The 19901-nt window shown below is 72.5% G+C and carries 16 protein-coding genes and 1 pseudogene; 9 read left to right on the forward strand and 8 right to left on the reverse strand.

Annotation, left to right across the window (positions count from 1 at the left end):
* The first annotated feature begins 134 nt into the window (after positions 1-134).
* Complete coding sequence (locus tag AB0411_RS06045) at positions 135-1592, forward strand: APC family permease (protein ID WP_366416016.1); 1458 nt, start codon at positions 135-137, stop codon at positions 1590-1592.
* A gap of 59 nt (positions 1593-1651) precedes the next feature.
* On the opposite strand, the gene AB0411_RS06050 is transcribed toward AB0411_RS06045, so the two are convergent.
* Positions 1652-1990 (reverse strand): hypothetical protein, encoded by a 339-nt coding sequence (locus tag AB0411_RS06050; RefSeq protein ID WP_366416017.1) that lies wholly within the window; start codon positions 1988-1990, stop codon positions 1652-1654.
* A gap of 444 nt (positions 1991-2434) precedes the next feature.
* Here AB0411_RS06050 and AB0411_RS06055 point away from each other — a divergent pair, with 444 nt between their 5' ends.
* The 7 genes from AB0411_RS06055 to AB0411_RS06085 all read left to right on the forward strand — a co-directional run bounded on the left by AB0411_RS06055 (position 2435) and on the right by AB0411_RS06085 (position 11058).
* Entirely contained in the window at positions 2435-5164 is a 2730-nt protein-coding gene (locus AB0411_RS06055; RefSeq protein WP_366416018.1) for a SpoIIE family protein phosphatase, read from the forward strand.
* 52 nt (positions 5165-5216) lie between these two features.
* Positions 5217-5612, forward strand: coding sequence for an SHOCT domain-containing protein (locus AB0411_RS06060; protein ID WP_366416019.1), 396 nt, complete (start codon positions 5217-5219; stop codon positions 5610-5612).
* Positions 5613-5746: 134 nt separating this feature from the next.
* Positions 5747-6559, forward strand: coding sequence for a DeoR/GlpR family DNA-binding transcription regulator (locus AB0411_RS06065; RefSeq protein WP_366416020.1), 813 nt, complete (start codon positions 5747-5749; stop codon positions 6557-6559).
* 112 nt (positions 6560-6671) lie between these two features.
* Complete coding sequence (locus AB0411_RS06070) at positions 6672-7964, forward strand: four-carbon acid sugar kinase family protein (RefSeq protein ID WP_366416021.1); 1293 nt, start codon at positions 6672-6674, stop codon at positions 7962-7964.
* Positions 7965-7989: 25 nt separating this feature from the next.
* Positions 7990-9066: a 4-hydroxythreonine-4-phosphate dehydrogenase PdxA gene (gene pdxA / locus AB0411_RS06075; protein WP_366416022.1), complete on the forward strand. Its 1077-nt coding sequence runs from the start codon at positions 7990-7992 to the stop codon at positions 9064-9066.
* Entirely contained in the window at positions 9063-10412 is a 1350-nt protein-coding gene (locus tag AB0411_RS06080) for an MFS transporter (protein ID WP_366416023.1), read from the forward strand. The genes pdxA and AB0411_RS06080 overlap by 4 nt, the downstream gene beginning before the upstream one ends.
* Positions 10413-10839: 427 nt before the next feature.
* Complete coding sequence (locus AB0411_RS06085; RefSeq protein ID WP_366416024.1) at positions 10840-11058, forward strand: hypothetical protein; 219 nt, start codon at positions 10840-10842, stop codon at positions 11056-11058.
* Positions 11059-11155: 97 nt separating this feature from the next.
* Here AB0411_RS06085 and AB0411_RS06090 read toward each other — a convergent pair.
* A pseudogene (locus AB0411_RS06090) lies at positions 11156-11573 on the reverse strand (alpha/beta fold hydrolase).
* Between the two features lie 78 nt (positions 11574-11651).
* The gene (locus tag AB0411_RS06095) at positions 11652-12314 is read right to left on the reverse strand and encodes a hypothetical protein (protein ID WP_366416025.1); all 663 of its coding nucleotides are present in this window, start codon (positions 12312-12314) and stop codon (positions 11652-11654) included.
* Between the two features lie 383 nt (positions 12315-12697).
* Between AB0411_RS06095 and AB0411_RS06100 the strand changes: the two genes are divergently transcribed.
* A complete protein-coding gene (locus AB0411_RS06100) occupies positions 12698-13945 on the forward strand; it encodes a cytochrome P450 (protein WP_366416026.1) in 1248 nt (415 codons plus the stop codon).
* A 37-nt stretch (positions 13946-13982) separates the two neighbouring features.
* Here the strand turns inward: AB0411_RS06100 and AB0411_RS06105 are convergent, their stop codons facing one another.
* The 5 genes from AB0411_RS06105 to AB0411_RS06125 all read right to left on the reverse strand — a co-directional run bounded on the left by AB0411_RS06105 (position 13983) and on the right by AB0411_RS06125 (position 19757).
* Positions 13983-15182 carry an MFS transporter gene (locus tag AB0411_RS06105; RefSeq protein ID WP_366416027.1) on the reverse strand — a complete coding sequence of 400 codons (1200 nt, stop codon included), beginning with the start codon at positions 15180-15182 and terminating at the stop codon, positions 13983-13985.
* 130 nt (positions 15183-15312) lie between these two features.
* Positions 15313-17121, reverse strand: coding sequence for a M4 family metallopeptidase (locus AB0411_RS06110; protein WP_366416028.1), 1809 nt, complete (start codon positions 17119-17121; stop codon positions 15313-15315).
* Between the two features lie 681 nt (positions 17122-17802).
* Positions 17803-18093 carry a hypothetical protein gene (locus AB0411_RS06115; protein WP_366416029.1) on the reverse strand — a complete coding sequence of 97 codons (291 nt, stop codon included), beginning with the start codon at positions 18091-18093 and terminating at the stop codon, positions 17803-17805.
* 202 nt (positions 18094-18295) lie between these two features.
* Complete coding sequence (locus AB0411_RS06120; protein WP_366416030.1) at positions 18296-18481, reverse strand: hypothetical protein; 186 nt, start codon at positions 18479-18481, stop codon at positions 18296-18298.
* Positions 18482-18632: 151 nt separating this feature from the next.
* The gene (locus AB0411_RS06125; RefSeq protein WP_366416031.1) at positions 18633-19757 is read right to left on the reverse strand and encodes a PP2C family protein-serine/threonine phosphatase; all 1125 of its coding nucleotides are present in this window, start codon (positions 19755-19757) and stop codon (positions 18633-18635) included.
* Positions 19758-19901 lie beyond the last annotated feature (144 nt).

Raw genomic sequence — 19901 nt, forward strand, 5'->3', positions numbered from 1 at the left:
AGTCGTCGGCAGGGGTTTTATTCGGTCACCAAAGCGGGACCTGAGGATGTCCGGGTTCGGAGCGCTTTGCGGCGATCTTTCGTTACGTCGCCGCCCCTTCCTGCCGCCAGCACCGATGGGATACGGATACCGATATGCCCTACACGCCTGTTGCCCCCGCAGCTCCTGAGCGGGACACCCGCAGTGCGACGGCCAAGGACGCCTCCGGCGCCCCCCAACTGACCCGGTCCATCGGCGTCGTCGGCGGCACCCTGCTCACGCTGTCCTGTCTGACCCCGGCGTCCTCGCTCTTCGTGATCGTGCCGGACTCGTTCGCCAGCCTGGGTACGGGCACCGCGCTGACCATCGCCGTCGCGGCACTGCTCTGTATCGGGGTGGCCTTCACCTACTCCGAACTCGGCACGCTGATACCGAGCTCGGGCGGCGAGTACGCCATGGTCGGCACGCTCATGGGCCGGCTCGCCGGGTGGCTGGTTTTCGTGCTCTCGCTGATCGTCGTCATGATCGTGCCGCCCATCATCGCCCTGGGCACCGCCGACTATCTGGCCCCGATCGTGCACCTGGATCCGCAGTGGACCGCGGCCGGCGTGATGCTGCTGGCCACCGCCATGGGCCTGCTGGACCTGCGGGCCAACGCCTGGATCACCGGCATCTTCCTGGTGCTGGAGGTCGTCGCCTGCGCGGTCGTCGCCTTCCTCGGCTTCACCCACACCCAGCGGTCCGCGTCCGTGCTGGTGCACCCCGTGATCGACGCCGGGCACGGGCACAGCACCGCGGTCACCGCGGGTCTCATCGTCACCGGGCTGGCCACCGCGCTCTTCATCCTGCAGGGCTTCTCCACCGCGGTGTACCTGGCGGAGGAGATGGACAACCCCCGCCGCAACGTCTCGCGCACCGTGCTGTGGACCCTGGGCATCGGCGCGGCCGTCGTCCTGATCCCGGTCGTCGCCATCACCCTGGGCGCCCCCGACCTGAAGACGCTCGGCGCCGGTGACGTCGCCGGCATGGTGCAGGGCTGGAGCAACTCGGGCGTCGGCACGTTCGTCAGCCTCTGCATCGCCCTGGCGATCATCAACGCGGCGATCGTGATGGTGATCCAGAACTCCCGTGTGGTGTTCTCCTCGGCGCGCGACGCGGCCTGGCCGACGGCCGCCAACCGCATCTTCTCGCACGTCGGCCGGCGCTTCGGCTCCCCCTGGGCGGCCACCCTCGCGGTGGGCGTCCCCGGGGCGGCCCTGTGCTTCGTCAACCTCGACACCCTGAGCGAGGTCACCGGCGTGGCCGTCGCCGCGATGTATGTCTTCGTCGCCCTGGGGGCCCTGGTCTCGCGCCGTGGCGACCACAAGCACCGGCTCGCCTGGCGGATGCCGCTGTGGCCCGCGGTCCCGGCGCTGCTGATCCTGGTGCTGGCGTGGGTGCTCTACCAGCAGAGCGCGACGAGCCTGGTCATCACCGGCGCCATCGTGGCCGTCGCCGCGCTGTACTGGGCGCTCTACCTCCGCCCGCGCCAGGAGACGCACTGGGTGATCTCGGTTCCCGAGGACGAGCAGGCTTCCGTCGAGGAGCCGTCCGCGGCCCCGCTGCCCGGATAGGGCCCGCGAAGGCCCCGCATCGCCCGCCCGGGCCTGTACACCGGGCGGGCCTTCTCCTTTTACTGCCCGGTGAGCCGGGAGAGCGCGAGCGCGTCCAGCAGGAGGCATACGTGGTCGACGGCGTCCCGCCCGGCGGGGCCCTCGGCCACGGTCGCGTCGTCGAGCAGAGCGGCGGTTCCCCGCAGCAGCCGCAGCAGCCGCTCGTGCACCTCGGCCGCCGTTTCCGCGTGCGCCAGGGTGGACCGGATCTGCTCGCCCGTGAGCGGCTGACCGGTTTCGAGGAAGCGGTACAACGCCACGGCGGCTCGCCGGTCGGCGTCGTTCGGCTTCCACAGTCCGAGCGCGTGGTGGTCGATGAGCGCGGCCGCCTCGGCTCGGATCTCCTCGGGAACATGCATGCCCACGAACGTCTCATACCGTCTCGCCGGGCCGGCCGACGAGGCAGGGGCCCCGTGGCCTCGCGCGGGCCGGCGGGGTTTGGCCGGCGAAGTGGGCTGACCAGGCATGTTGCGTCGGCCCCCGGCTCACCCGACCGGCAGACGCCCGTCGGACAAGCGGCCGGGCCTGTGGGAAGAGTTACATGAAGCATGCACGCTCTGGGCGATTTGTTCCCCGCGGCGTGACGCGACAGGGGTGCCGCGTATGTCCTCTTCGTGAAGAGGTTCGCATATGCGCAGCAGTAAAACCTACCCGGGGGTCTTCCCGCCCTCTGGCGCCCGGCCCCGGATCACGGGACCATCCTCGGACAGCCCGTGAGGCGGAGCGCAGCGCGGGCCCTGACGGCTGCTGCGCTCCGCATCGCGCGGCTCGCCCACCGTATGCGGGAGGTGTAGAAAGAGGACATGGCCGGACGCTACGGCCGCCCGCGTTCGGTTCTCAGGATGCGAACTGTCGCAGGTCAGGTCTTTCTCCTGCAGGTGGCGATCGTGGTGTTGCTCGTCGCCGCCGCCATCGCGGCGCTCGTGCTGCAGTCCAGGGCCGACGGGGACCGTGAAGCGCGCAACAGATCCGTTGCGGTGGCAGAGGCCTTCGCGAATGCGCCGGGCATCGACGAGGCCCTCAAGAGCGCCGATCCGACACTGGTCCTGCAGCCGCGGACCGAGGCCGCCCGCAAGCGCTCCGAGGTCGACTTCATCGTCGTGATGAACACCCAGGGCATCCGCTACACCCATCCGATCGCCAACCGCATCGGCAAGAAGTTCGTCGGCACCCTGCAGCCGGCGCTGGCCGGCCATGTGGTCACCGAGCGGATCACCGGCACCATCGGGCCCCTCGTCCAGGCCGTGGTCCCGGTCTTCGGCCACAGCGGCAAGGACAAGGGGAAGGTCATCGGCCTGGTCTCGGCCGGCATCACCGTCAACCGCGTGAGCGGTGTCGTCGACGACCAGTTCCCGTTGCTCTTCGGCGTCGCCGCCGGCGTCCTCCTCCTGACCACCAGCGGTACGGCGCTGGTGAGCCGGCGCCTGCGGCGCCAGACCCACGGCCTGGGCCCCGCCGAGATGACCCGGATGTACGAGCACCACGACGCGGTGCTGCACGCCGTGCGCGAGGGCGTGGTCATCGTGGGCGGCGACGGCCGTCTGCTGCTGGCCAACGACGAGGCACGCCGGCTGCTCGACCTGCCGCCGGACGTCGAGGGCCGCCCGGTCGGCGCTCTCGGCCTGGATCCGACCACCGCCCGTCTGCTGGCCTCCGGCCGGGTCGTCACCGACGAGGTCCACCCGGTCGGCGAACGGCTGCTGGCCATCAACCAGCGCTCCACCGACCAGGCCGGCGGACCGCCCGGCAGCGTCACGACGCTGCGCGACACCACCGAGCTCCGGGCCCTCACCGGCCGCGCCGACGTGGCCCGCGGCCGCCTGAAGCTGCTCTACGACGCCGGTACGGAGATCGGTACCACGCTGGACGTCGTCCGCACCTGCGAGGAGCTCGCGGAGTTCGGCGCCACCCGCTTCGCCGACATCGTCACCGTCGACCTGGCGGAGGACGTGCTGATAGGCGAGGAGCCGACGCCCCCCACCGGCAGCGCCGTCGAGATGCGGCGGACGGCCACCAGCGGGGCCCCGCCGGACAGCGGCCTCTACCCCGTCGGCAAGCTGATCCGCTTCGAGCCGGCCACTGCCCTCGGGGCGAGCATCGCCAGCGGCAAGGCCGCCCTGGAAGCGGATCTGGCGGCGTTCTCCGGCTGGCATCTGCAGTCTCCCGCCCGGGCCAGGAAGATCGTCGCGCATGGCATCCACTCGCGGATCGCGGTGCCCTTGCGCGCCCGCGGCGTCATCCTGGGCGTGGCGATCTTCTGGCGCTCCGACAAGCCGGAGCCGTTCGAGGAGGAGGAGCTCTCCCTCGCCGAGGAGCTGGTGGCCCGGGCCGCGGTGAGCATCGACAACGCCCGCCGCTACACCCGCGAGCACACCATGGCCGTCACGTTGCAGCGCAGCCTGCTGCCGCGCGGCCTGCCCGAGCAGAACGCCGTGGCGGCCGCCTACCGGTATCTGCCCGCACAGGCCGGGCTCGGCGGGCTCGGCGGCGTCGGCGGCGACTGGTTCGACATCATCCCGCTGCCCGGCGCCCGGGTGGCGCTCGTCGTCGGCGACGTCGTGGGGCACGGACTGCACGCCGCCGCCACCATGGGCCGGCTGCGCACCGCCGTCCACAACTTCGCCAACCTGGACCTGCCGCCCGACGAGATCCTCTGGCACCTCGACGAACTCGTCACCCGCATCGACCAGGACGAGGGAGCCGAGGAGTCCGGGGGCTCGGTCACCGGCGCCACCTGTCTCTACGCGATCTACGACCCGGCGTCCGGGAACTGCACCATGGCGCGCGCCGGACACGTCCAGCCCATGTTCCTGCTGCCGGACGGCACCGCGGAGGTCGCCGAGGTGCCCGGCGGCCCGCCCCTCGGCCTGGGCGGCCTGCCCTTCGAGACCTGGCAGCGGCAACTGCCCGAGGAGACCCGCCTGGTGCTCTTCACCGACGGACTGGTCGAGGACCGGGACCGGGACCTCGACGAGGGCATGGCGCTGCTGAGCCGTACGCTCTCCGGCCAGCCGGGCCGGACGCCGGACGAGACCTGCGAGGCCGTGCTCGGGGCGCTGCTGCCGGAGCGCCCCAGCGACGACATCGCGCTCCTCGTCGCCCGGACCCGGGTGCTGGACACCGCGCACGTCGCCGACTGGGACGTGCCGCCCGACCCCTCGGCCGTGGGCCAGATACGGGCCGCGGCGGTCCGCAAGCTGACCGAATGGGGCCTGGCCGAGGAGGCGTTCACCGCCGAGCTGATCCTCAGCGAGCTGGTCACCAACTCCATCCGGTACGCCGCGGGGCCCATCCGCGTACGGCTGATCCGTGACACCTCCCTGATCTGCGAGGTCTCCGACCGCAGCAGCACCTCCCCGCACCTGCGGCAGGCCGCCACGACGGACGAGGGCGGCCGCGGCCTCTTCCTGGTCGCCCAGCTGGCCGAACGCTGGGGGACCCGCTACACCTCCAGCGGCAAGGTCATCTGGACGGAGCAGGCGCTCGTCGGCATCGATCTGGTCGCGCAGGAGGGTGACGGCGAGGATGCTTGAGCCGAGGGGCGGGGGCGACCCGGGGGCCGAGTGAGTGCCTGAGGAGGCCGTGATGGACTACCCACTGCTCAACGCCTTCTGGACGATGTGCCTGATCTTCCTGTGGGTCCTGTGGCTGATTCTGCTGTTCAGGATCATCGGCGACATCTTCCGCAGCCGGGACCTCAACAACTGGGCCAAGACGGGGTGGCTGATCCTGGTGATCGTGCTGCCCTTCCTGGGTGTCTTCATCTATGTGCTCGCGCGGGGCCACGGGATGAGCGAACGCGAGGTCGCACAGGCCGAACGGCAGCAGAAGCAACTGCAGGCCTACCTCCGGGAAACCGCCGCGACCGGCGATGCGGGCGGCGGCCATGCGGATGCCCTCGCGAAGCTCGCCGACCTCAAGAAGCACGGGGACATCACGGAAGAGGAGTTCCAGAAGGCCAAGGCGAAGATCCTGGCCTGACCGCGGGCACGTGACGCGGCCTCCCCGCCGCTGTCGCCTCGACTGCTAACCTCGAATTGCGCGGAACGCGCAACTTGCCGGGCGCTCCCCGCGGGGTGTCCGGCAGGCCACGGCGGGCAGAGGCGGGCAGCGAAGTGACCAGTGGGGAACGGTCGGCCACCCGGCGCCGGCGGGAGCGGATGGTGGAGCTGCTCGGCGCCGGCGACATCAGCGTGCACGACCTCGCCGCCGAGTTCGACGTCTCGCTGTCCACCGTCCGCCGGGACCTCGCCACCCTGGCCGCCCTCGGCCGGATCACCCGCACCTACGGCGGCGCGGTCGACCCCCGTGCGGTGGAACGCTCCTGGCACGACAAGGAACGCGAACAGCGGGGCGAGAAGGACGCCATCGCCCGCAGCGCCGCCGCGCTGGTCCGCAGCGGCGACGTGGTCCTGCTCGACGCGGGCACCACCGTCGCCCGGCTGGCGCACGAGCTGCGCGACCGCGGGGACCTCACCGTCGTCACCAACGGCCTGTCCACGCTCGTCGAGCTGGCGGACGCCGAGGTGGAGGTCGTGGTGCTCGGCGGCCGGCTGCGGCGCCCCAACGAGTCGCTGCTGGGCACCCGTACCGAACAGGCGCTGCGCCGGCTCACCCCGGACATCGCCTTTCTCGGCGTCGACGGCCTCGACCCCCGCCGCGGCATCAACTGCCCCGACCCCGAACAGGCCGCGCTGAAGGAGACGATGGCCGGGTGCGCCCGGGCTGCCTGGGTGCTCGCCGATCACTCCAAGCTCGGCGGGGGCGGGGGCTTCCCCTACTGGGCGGCGATGCCGGCGGGCACGGGCCTGATCTCCGGGGGCGGCGCACGGGAGCTGGCGGCGTTCGCCGGCGGCGGGTGGGAGGTGCGCCCCGCCGCGGACGGCGGCCCGGCGCCCGCCGAGAGTGCCCCGCCGCACACCTCTTGACAGCCCGTTCGGCGAGTCGCCACCCTGAATTGCGTGAACCGCGCAATCAATAATGCGCGGTCCGGTCACTTCGGGGTCGGGGACGGCACCGGAGCCGACAGGAGGAGACCCCGTGGCCCAGGTGCTCGTCATCGCCGACGACCTCACCGGCAGCAACGCCACCGGCGCGCTCTACGCGCGACTGGGCCTGCGGGCCGTCACCGTCGGCGCGCTCGCCCAAGTGGAGCGCTACGCCGACCGGGTGGACGTCCTCGTGGTCAACACCGCGTCGCGGCACTGGACCCCGGCCCGCGCCTACGCGGCCGTCCGCGACGCCGCCACGACAGCGGGCGCCGCACCCCTGATCGTCAAGCGCGTCGACACCACCCTGCGCGGCAACCCGGGCGGGGAACTCGACGCGCTGCTGGACGTCCTGGCCGCGCGGGAGCCCGCGGCCGGGATCCGGACCCTGGCCGTCCCCGCCTTCCCCGACGCGGGCCGGACCACGGTCGGCGGCCTGCATCTGGTCGACGGCGTCCCGCTGACCCGTACGCCCGTGGCCCGTGACCCGTTCGACCCCGTCCGGCACTCCCGGGTCGCGGCCGTACTCGGCGCCCAGACCCGGCGCGGCACCGGCGAACTCGCCCTGGACGTGGTGGAGCGGGGCCCCGAGGCGGTCGTCGCGGCGCTGCGGGAGAGTCCGGCCGACATCGTGGTCTGCGACGCCACCGAGAACGCACATCTGCGGACGGTCGCGGTGGCCGCCGCGCGCCTCGCCGCGGCGGACCGCACCCGCTGGGTCGCGCTGGACTCGGGCCCGTTCGGCGCCGCCCTCGCCGGGGAGCTGGGCCTGCGACCGGCAGGTGGCGCACCCGCCCGCATCCTGGCGGTCGTCGGCAGCGTCACCGACCGCACCCGCGCCCAGCTCGCCCGCACGGAAACCGCACTCGGCGCCCGCTGGGCCGACCTCGACCCCGCCGCCCCGGACCCCGGCGCGGTGCTGGACCGACTGCGCGCGGCGGCGGGGGAGGGCGCCACCGTGCTCGGCGTCCGGGTGGCCGCCGGGCCGACGCCCACCGCCACCGGAACCGGCCCCGACCCCCGCGCCGCCGCCCGCATCCTGCGCGCGCTCGCCGAGATCGCCCGCCGAGCGGTCGACGAGCTGGGCCCCGGGGGCCTGTACGCCTCGGGCGGCGACGTCGCCGCCGCGGTCACCTCGGCACTGGGCGCCGACGGCTTCGCCATCGAGACCGAGGTGCTGCCGCTCGCCATCGCCGGACATCTGGTCGGCGGCCCCCACGACGGACTGCTCTTCGCCACCAAGGGCGGCCTGATCGGCGGCCCCGACGCCGCCCGCGACTGCCTGGAACACCTGCGCGCGGCCTGCACCCGGCACGCCCTCGGCCCCACCCTCAGCACGACCTGAACACCGCACCCCGAAAGGCGATGCCATGACCCACCCCCAGCAGGCGACCGACGACCGGGCGGCGGCCTCCGACGGCCCGTTGCCGCTGCTCGCCGTCACCCTCGGCGACCCCGTCGGGATCGGCCCCGAGATCACCGCCCGCACCCTCGCCGATCCGGCGACCACCGCCCTCGGCCGGGGACTCGCCGTCGGCGACGCCGCCGTGCTGCGCCGCGCCGTCGCCGTCTGCGGTCTGGACGTCGAGGTCAATGCGGTGGGCACGCCCGGTGAGGCGCGCTTCGAGCCCGGCACCATCGATGTGCTCGACCTCCAGATCGCCCCCGGCGACCTCCCCTGGGGCACGGTGGACGCGGTGGCGGGCCGCTCCGCCGTGGCCGCGATCGAGGCCGCCACCCGCGCCGCGCTGGCCGGCGAGGTCGACGGCATCGTCACCTCGCCGATCAACAAGGAAGCCATCTGGGCGGCCGGTTCCGAGCACCTCGGCCACACCGAGATGCTCGGCGAACTCACCGGTGCCGCCCACTTCGACACCATGTTCGTGGTCCGCGGCCTCAAGATCTTCTTCACCACCCGTCATCTCGCCCTCCGCAAGGCGCTCGACCAGATCACCGAGGAACGGGTCGCCGCGAGCATCCGTCACGCCACCACCGCACTGCGCGTCTTCGGTCATGACACCCCGCGGCTCGCCGTGGCCGCGGTCAATCCGCACGGCGGCGAGGGCGGCCACTTCGGCGACGAGGAGATCACCGTCCTGCGCCCGGCGGTGGAGAAGGCGGCCGCCGAGGGGCTCGGCGTCATCGGACCGATCCCCGCGGACTCCGTCTTCCACCAGGGCCTCGAAGGCCGCTTCGACGGGGTGCTGTCCCACTTCCACGACCAGGGCCACATCCCCGCGAAGACCGTCGACTTCGACGGCACCGTGTCCGTCACCGTCGGCCTGCCGATCCTGCGCACCTCCGTCGACCACGGCACCGCGTTCGACATCGCCGGCAGCGGCCGCGCCTCGCACGGCACCATGGCCGCGGCCTTCCGCGCCGCCGCCGGCTTCAGCCGCTTCACCGACCGGATCCGCGCGGCCTACGGAACGGCGGTCGCCCCGTGACGGACACCGGCACCCAGCCGAACCCCCGGCCGAACCCCCAGTCGTCTCCCGTGCCGCCGGCGGCACCGGCGATACCCGCCAAGCGCTGGGCGTACGTCATCCCGGTCGCCGCCATCATGTACATGCTGGCGTATCTCGACCGGAACAACGTCTCCGTCATCCTCCCCTACATGCACGGCGACCTGGAGCTGTCCAACGCCGACAAGGGGCTGGTCGGCGGCGTCTTCTTCGTCGGCTATGTCTTCCTGCAGATCCCGGCCGCGATCCTCGCCCAGCGCTGGAGCGCCCGGAAGACCGTCCTCGTCCTCATGGTGGCGTGGGGGCTGGCCGCGTCGCTGTCCGGTCTCGTCCAGACCAAGGCACAGTTCTACGCGGCCCGGTTCGTGCTCGGCCTCTTCGAGGGCGGCGTCTGGCCCGCCGTGCTCATCCTGCTCGCCTCGTGGTTCCCGCTGCGCGAGCGGGCCCGGGCCAACGCCCTGTGGATGGCCTGCCTGCCGCTCTCCTCGGTGCTGATGGCGCCGCTGTCGGGGTGGATGCTCGACCATGCGAGCTGGCGCTGGGTGCTGGTGCTGCAGGGCGTCCCGCCCCTGGTGTGGGCGGTGGTCTGGTGGTTCGCGGTCGCCGACCGGCCCGAGCTGGCCCGGTGGATCTCGCGCGCCGAGGCCGACCACGTGGAGCGCGCGATCGCCGCCGACGAAGCCGTCAAACCCGCGGCGGGCAGCGGCTCGTACCTCGACGCGGTCACCCGGAAACCGGTGCTCGTCCTCATCGGCGTCTACTTCTTCTGGATCACCGGCTTCTACGGCTTCAACCTCTGGCTGCCGTCGGTCATCAAGGAGCTGACCCACGACGGATCGTCCACCGAGGTCGGGCTGCTCACCGCGATCCCGTTCACCGTCGCCCTGGTGGTGATGATCGCCAACGCCGCCTGGTCCGACCGCACCGGCAGACGACGCCGGGCGGTGGCCGTCCCGCTCGTCGTGGGCATGGCCGCCCTGTTGCTGGGGCAGGCCGTGGACGGCGCCCTGCCCCGGATGCTGCTGCTGTGCGTCACGGCCGCAGCGGTGTACGCCCCCTACGGACCGTTCTGGGCGATCCCCGGCGAACTGCTGCGCTTCGAGGTGGTGGCCGTCGCCATGGGGCTGATCAACGCCCTCGGAAACCTCGGCGGCTTCGCCGGCCCCTACTTGGTCGGCTGGCTGACCGACGCCACCGGATCCAGCGTGACCGGCTTCGCGGTGCTGTCCGCCTTCCTCGCCGTGGCCGTGGCGCTGGTGACCCTGGGCCTGCGCCCGGGCCCGCGCCCCGTGCGGCAGGTGGCCGGGGAGGCGCCGGAGGGAGCCTGACGGAACCTCTCTGACGTGCCATCAATTCCGTGCTCCAGGTCCCGGTCGCCACCCCGGACCGGAACGTCATTTTGACGATTCATCAGATAAAGGGAACGGTTTTCGCGGCCCGCCTTCGCCCCGAAAGGGCGACCTCCGCAGGGCAATTCCCGGCGGCCCGGTCGATGCCGCGGGGGCGTCCGCTCCTCGTGGTCGCCGAGTGGCCCTGGTGGCGGTGAACTGGCGCTGGCTGAGGGCGAGTTGGGGGTACTTCCGTCGCGTCGGCGAGGTCCGTCCCGCCGCACCGCGGCCGGGTGTGCCCGGCGTGCGGGCCGTAATGCGATTACTCCGACTCGCGCAATTAGCGAGAGGTCAGGTTTTGGGAGGTTCTGTGAAGGTGATTCCTGAAAAGGTCGATATACCCCTTTGATCCTCCTGAGGAGCACACATGCGCATCCGCGCCGCGATCGCAGCTAGCGCCCTGGCCACCACGATCGTCATGGGCGGTGCCAGCGCCGCCCTGGCTCACGGCAAGGACCGCCACCACCACAACCACCACGGCCACTACGCTTCCTGCTGGCTCTCCGCGGGCGTCCTCGACTACGTCGGCCCGGTCTTCAGCGAGGGCTGCGAGAAGGGCGGCTGGGGCAACGGCCACCGGAGGTAATCCCGACAGCGCTCCAGCCGGTGCCGGCCGAGAGGACCACGGGTCCTCGGCCGGCACCGGCTGTTTTTCCGGGCTGCTCGCGTGCCCGGAGTCTGTGTCAGCTGTCGAGGAACGACAGCAGATCGGCGTGGAAGTCCTCCTGGTCCGGGGCGACCGCCGAGAGGCCGTGCGGCGCCCGCCGGGTAGACCTTCCACGCGGCGTCCTCCACCAGTTTCACCGACTTCTGGCCGGCCGCCACCAGAGGAACGATCTGATCGTCGTCGCCGTGGATGATCCGGGCCGGGATGTCGAACCGCTTCGGGTCCTCGGTGAAGTCGGTCTCCTGGTGGAACTGCGACCGGTCGGCGGCCACCCCGGCGCGGATCTCGTCGAAGACCGCCAGGGGCAGCCCCTCCGGGTGGGCCTCCGCGGCGTCGGCGTTCAGCGGCCGGCCGTGGCTGAAGACGACGGGCCGGCCGGCTCCCCGGTCCTGGTAGGAGATCTCCGTGCCGTCGGTCATGGTGAAGGTACCCATGAGGCGGTTGGTCCCTTCCTGTCGTTCACCGGCGTACGAGAGACGGCCGCGGGGGGCGGGGGAGGTGGGCCCGGGCGTTCAGCAGCGGTCCGCCGGCGCGCTGTTGCCGCGCCGTCTGCGGGCGCTCGACACCAGCCCCGCGCCGGCGAGCAGGGTCAGGCCGGCCATCGTGCCGAAGCCCATGAACACCAGGGGCTTGGTCCCCGTCGCCGCCTGGGCGGGCTTCGCGGCCGGTTGGGTGGTCAACGCCGTGGTGGAGGTGGACCGCTGGGCGGAGGCCGGGACGTCGGCGGTGGTGAGGGGGACGCCCGCGGCGCAGAGCCGGCGGAACGGTCCGGGCAGCGGATACCGAACGGGCCCGCCGTTGCCGTCGGCACTCCGGGACGGGGCGGACCGGCCCTCGGAGTGTCCGGCCGGCTCGACCGGGCCCGGGACGTTCTGGCGGAGGCCGGATATCCGCGCGGAGTACTCGGGCAGGGCCCGGCGCGGGCCGGCCGGCGCGACGACGTGGTTTCCGGCGTGCCGCGGTTGCCCGGCCGCCTCCTGCCGGGCGGAGGTGTCGGGGAACGCACAGCGCATCAGGGTGACGGAGGGCCCGGTACCGGTCCGTTCCTCCGTTCCGGCGGCACCGCCCTCGGCCCGGGCCGGCCCGGTGGCGGCGCACACCGCCGTGAGCAGGGCGACGAGGAGAGCCCCACGGCACAGGCGGCCGAACGGGCCCGGGGCGAATGGTGCGGACATGCGAATCTCACTTCTCCGCCTCGACGGGAGGCTGCTGGATCGGTACTGCCGGCTCCCAGCGTTTCCGGCCTCGGCCGGAAGAGCGTGTCGTGGGAGGCAGACGAGTGACGGCGGGCGGCCGTCCGGGTGGCGCCCCGCCGCGCGGCGCATTCCAGTAGGTCGGCGCATGCCCCGTATCCGCCCCGGAGGGGCCGCGGCGGCGCGGCGGGCGACCGCGACCCGGCCCTCGTGGCCCGCGCACGGGAAGCGGTCGCACCCGCGGCCCGCTCATCGCTCAACGGGGCGCTCTGGACGGGGCCGACGACAGCCCCTAGCGTCACAGGCCGGCCGGGCACCAGCCTCCGAGTCCGATGCCAGCCAGCGAGGGAAGCCGAGGACGCGTCGTGACCACTCTCCCGCAGCCGCCCGACATCCTGTCACCAAAGTTCGCGGCCGACCCCTACCCGGCGTACCGCGTCCTGCGCGAGCACTACCCGCTCCTCCACGACAAGGGCACCGACAGCTACCTGCTCTCGCGCTACGACGACGTGGCACGGGCCTTCCGCGAGCCGGTGTTCACCACCGACAACTATGCGTGGCAGCTCGAACCGGCGCACGGCGGCCGGACCCTTCCCCAGATGAGCGGTCGTGAGCACTCCGTACGCCGCGCCCTGGTGGCCCCCGCCTTCCGCGGCCGGGAGCTGCGGGAGAAGTTCCTCCCGGTCATCGAGCGCAACGCGCGGGAGCTGATCGACGCCTTCCGCGACGCCGGGGAAGCCGATCTGGTGGGGCAGTTCGCCACCCGCTTCCCGATCAACGTGATCGTCGACATGCTCGGCCTCGACCGGGCCGACCACGACCGCTTCCACGGCTGGTACGCCTCCGTCGTCGGCTTCCTGTCCAACCTCGCCCAGGACCCCGAGGTCGCGGCCGCCGGCCGGCGCGCGGGCGAGGAACTCGCCGCCTACCTGCGGCCGATCCTCACCGAACGGCGTGCCGCGCCCGGCGACGACCTGCTCTCCGCTCTGTGCACCGCGGAGGTCGAGGGCACCCGGATGTCCGATCAGGACATCACCTCGTTCGTCAGCCTGCTGCTGGCCGCCGGCGGGGAGACCACGGACAAGGCCCTCGCCGCGCTGTTCCGCAACCTGCTGGCCCACCCCGACCAGTTCGCCGCGGTACGCGCCGACCGGTCACTGGTCCCCGCCGCCTTGGCCGAGACCCTCCGCTACACCCCGCCGGTCCAGATGATCATGCGTCAGCCCGATGCCGAGGTCGCCCTCAGCGGCGGCACGGTCCCGGCGGGCGCCACGGTCACCTGCCTCATCGGCTCCGCGAACCGCGACGAGCGCCGCTACCTACGGCCCGACGCCTTCGACGTCCTCCGCCCCGATCTGACCACCGCCACGGCGTTCAGCGCCGCCGCCGACCATGTGGCCTTCGCCCTGGGCCGGCACTTCTGCGTCGGCGCGCTCCTCGCCAGGACGGAGGTGGAGGTCGGCGTCAACCAACTGCTCGACGCCTTCCCCGCCATGGAGTTCGCGGACGGTGCGGTGCCCGCCGACGAGGGAGTGTTCACCCGGGGACCGGCGCGGCTGCGGGTGCGGCTCACGCCGGGCCGGGGCGCGGCGCGGCCCGCCGGTACCGCCTGACGCGGGCGGGCGCCCCGCACCGGCCGGCGCCGGGCGGTCAGTCGGCGGCGACCGGCGGGCGGCGCAGGACGTAGAGGCCGACGGTCACGGCGACCGCGATGACGCAGGCGGAGAAGGCCAGGCCCGCGCCGCGCAGGCCCAGCCCCAGCGTGAGCGCGCCGACGCCGACGACCGGCAGCGAGATGCCGAGGTAGGCCACGAGGAAGAACGCCGAGATGGTGCCGCCCCGGTGCGCGGGCGGCGCCGCGCGGCTCACGGCCGTCAGACCGGCCCGGAAGGCCAGGCCCTGGCCGATGCCGCCGCATACCGCGCCGATGACCAGCACCGGCAGCGACGTCACGGCCAGCGAGGTGGCGACGAGGACGAGGCCCACCACCAGCACCAGACAGCCGCCCGGCAGGGCCCTGCGTACCCCGATCCGTTCCGTCAGGGACTGGCCGAGGGTCGAGCCCAGGAACACCGTGAAGACGATGAGCCCGGCGACGGCCAGGTTGTGCACGCCCAGGGTCTCGCCGACGAAGCTCGGCGCGACCGCGGTGAACAGCCCCAGCAGGGAGAAACCGGCGAAGGCGGCGACCGCCGACGGGGTGAAGACGCCGTGCACTTCGGGCGGCAGCCGAAGGCCCTGCGGCCGCAGCTTCCGCGGGCGGCGCGGATGCCCGACGGTCTCCGGCAGGAACCAGGTCGCCACGCCCGCCACGGCCACCAGCACCAGGTGCACCAGGAACGGCAGGGTCAACGGCCATGGCGCGTACTGGGCCAGCAGGCCCGACAGCAGCGGACCGCAGCCGAGACCGCCCATGTTCGCGGCGGTGGCGGCGAATCCCGCCCGCGCTTCCCGGCCCGGTTTCGCGAGCTCCAGCACGGCCGCCGTGGCGGCGCCGCTGAACAGCCCGGCGGCGAACCCGGACAGCACCCGCCCCAGCAGCAGCATGGGGAGGCCGCCCTCGAAGATGAAGCACAGCGCGCTCGCCGCCGACAGTCCCAGCGCGCAGAACAACACCGGGCGCCGCCCCGCCTCGTCGGAGAGGTTGCCGGCGAGGAGGAGGACCGTGATCACGCCGAGCGCGTACACGGCGAAGACCACGGTCACCATCAGCTCGGAGAAGCCGAGCTGTGCGCGGTAGAGCCCGTAGAGCGGGGTGGGGAGCGTCGTCCCGGCCATGCCGATCGCGAACACGCCCGCCGCCACCGGATAGCCGGGCCGTCGTGTGCCGCCCGTACGATCGCTGATCATGGTGTCAACGTAGGCTCCCGCCGGCCGCGCCGTCGAGAACCGGGCGGCGATCCGCGGGCCGGTGCCGCGGGGCCGGACGCACAGGGTGCCCCCGCGAGCGCGGGGGCACCACCGATGCGGTCCGGGTGGATCAGTGGTTGCCGGCGGGCGCGTTGGCCGCCGTCACGTTCACCGCGGCCCAGGCCTTGTCGACCGTCTTGTACGCGGTGCTCTTGGCGCCGTACAGGTCCTTGGCCGCGCGCAGCGTCGCGGTGCGGGCGTCATGGAAGTCGGTCGTGGAGACCATGTACCGGGTGAGCGCCCGGTAGAAGATCGCCGTGGCCTTGCTCCGGCCGATGCCGGTCACCTTCGTCCCCTTGTACGTGGGGGAGTCGTAGGCGACGCCGCCGATGGTCTTCTTGCCGCTGCCCTCGGCGAGCAGGTAGAAGGCGTGCGAGGAGACACCGGAACCGGCGTGCACCTCGGTGTCGTAGGACGCCTTCGACCAGTAGTCGACCGTGCCCTCGAGCTTGTCGAGGGACGGCTTGTCCAGACGGCGCAGGAACTTCTGGTCGAGACCGAGCTTCTCGCCCATCAGGTAGTTCGGCGGGTTCTTCGGGTTGTTGGTCGAGAACTCGACCGCGCTGCCGAAGATGTCCGCCAGCGACTCGTTCAGGGCACCGGGCTCGCCGAACTGGTTGCCCTCGGCGTCGACGCGGGTGGGCTGGAGGTTGGCCGTGGCGTCGACGACGCCGTGGGTCAGCTCATGGCCGGTGACGTCCAGCACCACCAGGGGCTTGGCGAACGTCCTGCCGTCGCCGTCGCCGTAGAGCATGCAGCCGCAGTCCGAGGACCAGTAGGCATTGCCGACCTTCTTGCCGAAGTGCACCAGGGCACGGGCCCCGCGGCCGTCGTTCTTGATGCCCTTGCGGCCGAAGGTCTTCTTGTAGAAGTCCAGGGTGCTGGTGATGCCGTACTGGGCGTCGACCGCGGCGGTCGCCCGGCTGCCGGCGGTGCCGTTGCCCCAGCGGTTGGTGGCGCTGGTGAACGCCTTGCCGTCGGAGAACTTCTCCAGCTCCTTGTCACCGGCGTCCCGGGTCTCGGTGTTGCCGCGGGTGGAGTCCTTGAGGGTGAAGGACTTCTGCGCGGTCCGAGTGGTGGACAGCGGCACCTTGCCGACGAAGAAGGACGCACCGGAACCGGTGGCCGCCGAGGGGAAGCCCGCGGTTTTGGCCGCCTCGGTCGTGGCGGCCGGGGCGGGAGTGAGCGAGCCGGTCGAGGGGTTGAGCCGCTCGCCCCGGGCGCGCAGCTTGGCCTGGACGGCGGGCGACAGGAAGGAGTCGTCGACCGGGGCGTTGCTGAGCACCGCTCCGGAGGCCGCGTCGAGCACGACCGTACGGGCGCCGCCGGCCTCGGCGGTACGGCTGCCGGCCACCTGCACCCGGTAGGCCAGCGTGGTCCGGTCCGCGCGGGCGTCCACGACCAGTTCGGCCTCGCCGGCGTGGCCCTTCGCGACGGCGGCGGCCTTCGTCCGGGCCTCGCCCGCCGACAGCTTGGGGTCCGTGTCGGGCACGTCGACCTGGTGACGGTAGGCGCGGGTCACGCCCTCGTACGCGGAGCCGGCGGTCAGGTGGACGACGAGGTCGCCACCGAGCACCGGCAGTCCGCGGTGGGTGCGGACGAAGCGCACGTGCTGACGGCCGTCCGGATCGACGAGCGTGTCCGTGGCCTTGAGGGTGTCCTTCTTGCCGACTCCGGTGGCCGGGGCGTGCGCGAACGCGGCGGCGCGGGCCGCGTCAACGACCTTCTGCGGAGCGTGCGTTGAAGAAGAGGGGGCAGCAACCGGCGAGGCCGTGGAGCTGGCGGAGGCAGTGCCCGCCACCCCCGCGGTGAGCGTTGCGGCCGTCGTGACGGCGACGGCGATGGCCAGGCGGTGTCTGCGTATGTGGGGTCTACGCACTGCTGTGGGTCCTTAGCGCTGCGGGGGCGGTCGGCAGACCAACCGCCCGTACGCGCGGTGCTGTTGTGCACCACGGGGGCCGTGGGGCCCCGCGCAAACCCTGGTATGTCTGGCATGGGCATGTAAAGAGGAATGATCAGTATTCAAGATTCCTGGTCGAAATTTAACAATTGATCAGCTTTATGTAGCCAGAAGGTGACCAACGGTGCTTCAGGGGGAGAGACATGGAGCGGCGCGCATTGGTTGCTCGGGAATCGCGCGGAATTGTGCGGGGAACGCGGGCGCCGTCGCCCGTGCCGGCGGTGAGGGGCGAGCGGTGGTCGGCCCGGCTCGTGCCGGCTCGTGCCAGTACGTGCCGGCTCGTGCCGGTACGGGTCGGCTCGTGCCGGTACGGGTCGGCTCACACCGGCAGGGCTCGGTGCATCGGCCGGACCCGGCTCGGAGCAGCGCGTTCCGGCTCGATCCGGCGTGGTCCGGGTCGGCCTCCGGGCAGGGCTCCGGGCCCGGTGCCGGCGAGTAGCGAGCAGCGAGAAGCGGGGAAGCCGGGAATGCCGCGGAAGCCGGGCAGCGATGAGCGAAGACGCGCGTGCGGAAGCCGGCCGTCACCGGCCGTGTACGGAGAGGGGCGCGCGGAGGCCGGGAATCACCGTCCCGGCGCGCTGACCGGCCGGGCCGGGACGGCTACGTGTGGAAGAGCTCCTCAAGGGAGGCCTCGGCCCGATCGCCACCGCGTGCGGCCTCGACGACGGCCTGGTGGAACGAGCGGCTGGCGGCTTCCGAATGGCACGGGACGGGGCTGCCGGCCATGGTGTACCACTCCGTGGCGCCGGTGTACTGCACAGCAACGTGTGCCAGGTCGTCCGACCAGGTCGTGTGGATGGTCAGGTCGCCGTTGATCACGCCGATCTCCGCGGTGCGAACCGCCCCGGGTAGGGCGTGGATCCCGACGGTGGTCCAAGATGCCCAGGTCATGTTGTTCCCCTCGGCGACAAGGGCCCCGGCCGGCGGCCGGGCGCGGTGACTCAAGTTTGGCACTTGAGGTGCGGGAGCGCACCGCATGCGGGGGCGCAAATTCCGGAAGAGGCGCGAAGGCCGGGGTACGCCCCGCGCCCACCGGGTCGTGAGTGGCCGAGTCCGTGGCGCCGCCGGGCCCGATCCGGGCAGCGGCGCAGGCTCAGTCGATGACCGTATGGAAGAAGGTGACGGCGCCGCCGAAGGCCGCGCCGCCGATGAGGGTCGCGGAAGCCGGGGTGCCGCCGTTGATGAAGGTGAGAACACCGGCGCCGACGGCGGTGAGGGCGCCGAGCAGGAAGATGACGGCGGCGCGCTGACTCAGCAGGGTTGATCTGTTGTCGGACACATCAACTCCGATCTGCGCGGGAGCGACGGATCGCTCGGTGCGGATGCTGATGCTCTGACTGATCTTCTCATCCCACCTGGCGGATCTTCGGCAGCACACGAGGAAATTCCGAAAGGGACACGAAAGAAGTCGTGCGTCCGGCGGTCTCGGCTCAGCGTCCGGAGCTGCTCCCCCGGGTGGCGGGACGCCCGCGGCCCGATACCTGCCGGGTGATCGCGAGGACCGCCATGTCGTCGTCGCGCGGCCCGCCGGTCCAGTCCTCGATGTCCGCCGCCAAGCGGTCGATCAACTCCCGGGGGCCCCGGAACGGGCCGTGGCCGGCCAGCTGCGTCGCGGGGTCGTAGAACGTTCCTGCGCGATCCCTGGCCTCCGTCACCCCGTCGGTGACCAGCAGCAGGGTGCTGCCCGCCGGGAACGGCCAGTCGGTGGGCCCGGTCCGTGCCGCGCCCAGGGCGCCCATGCCCAGCGGCAGGCCCGGGTCGGTGACCTCCAGGGGGCGGACCTCGTCGTCGTGGCAGAGGTAGGGCGCGGGGTGGCCGCAGTTCAGCAGGCGCAGCCCGGTGCCGCCCGGGAGGACCTCGCAGATCAGTGCCGTGATGAAGCCTTCGAGGCGGTTCTCCTCCGAGGTGTGCTCGCTCTCCCGCAGCAGCGCGTGTTCCATGCGGTCGGCCAGGGCCCGCAGGTCGGGTTCCTGCTCGGCGGCCTCGCGGAAGGCGCCCAGCAGCACCGACACCGCGCTCACCGCGCCGAGCCCCTTGCCCCGCACATCGGCGATCATCAGCCGTACGCCGAACGGCGTGCGCTGGACGGCGTAGGCGTCGCCGCCGATCCGGGCCTCGCTCTGCGCCGCCTGGTAGCGGGCGGCGATCGCCAGCCGGCCGATGCGTTCCGGCGGGGCGGGCAGTACGGCGCGCTGGGCGGCCTCCGCCACCGACCGGACGACATCCAGATGGCGTCCGTAGCGGGCGATCACCCGGTTGACCCCGAGGCCCATGAGCGTGGCGAAGAGGGTGTTGATGAGCTCCAGATGACCTTCGAGGTTGTCGGCGGTGCCGTCCTTCACCGTCAGGGCGAAGACGCCCACGATGATGGCGGCGCCGATCACCAGGGTGTGGCGCAGGGAGAGCAGCGCACCGGCCGTCACGCTGGCGGCCGTCAGCATCGGGTCGCCCCAGTAGTCCGCCGGCGAGAACGCGTCCCAGGTGAGTCCTCCGGCGACCAGGATGCTCGGAGCGAACTCGACGTACCGGGGCCAGCGCGGGGAGAAAGAGGGCATAGGGATTCCTGACCAGCCATCCATGTCGGGTAGCAGGAATATGCCTGTTTTCAGGAGATTTATACAGCGCGCTTCGGTGGTCGGGCGATGCCCGCGGCTCGCCCGGCCGGCCCTCTCCGCCTGCGGCTCTCGGTCACCGGCCTC

The organism is Streptomyces angustmyceticus (assembly GCF_040701845.1).
GTDB classification, from domain to species: Bacteria; Actinomycetota; Actinomycetes; order Streptomycetales; family Streptomycetaceae; genus Streptomyces; species Streptomyces angustmyceticus_A.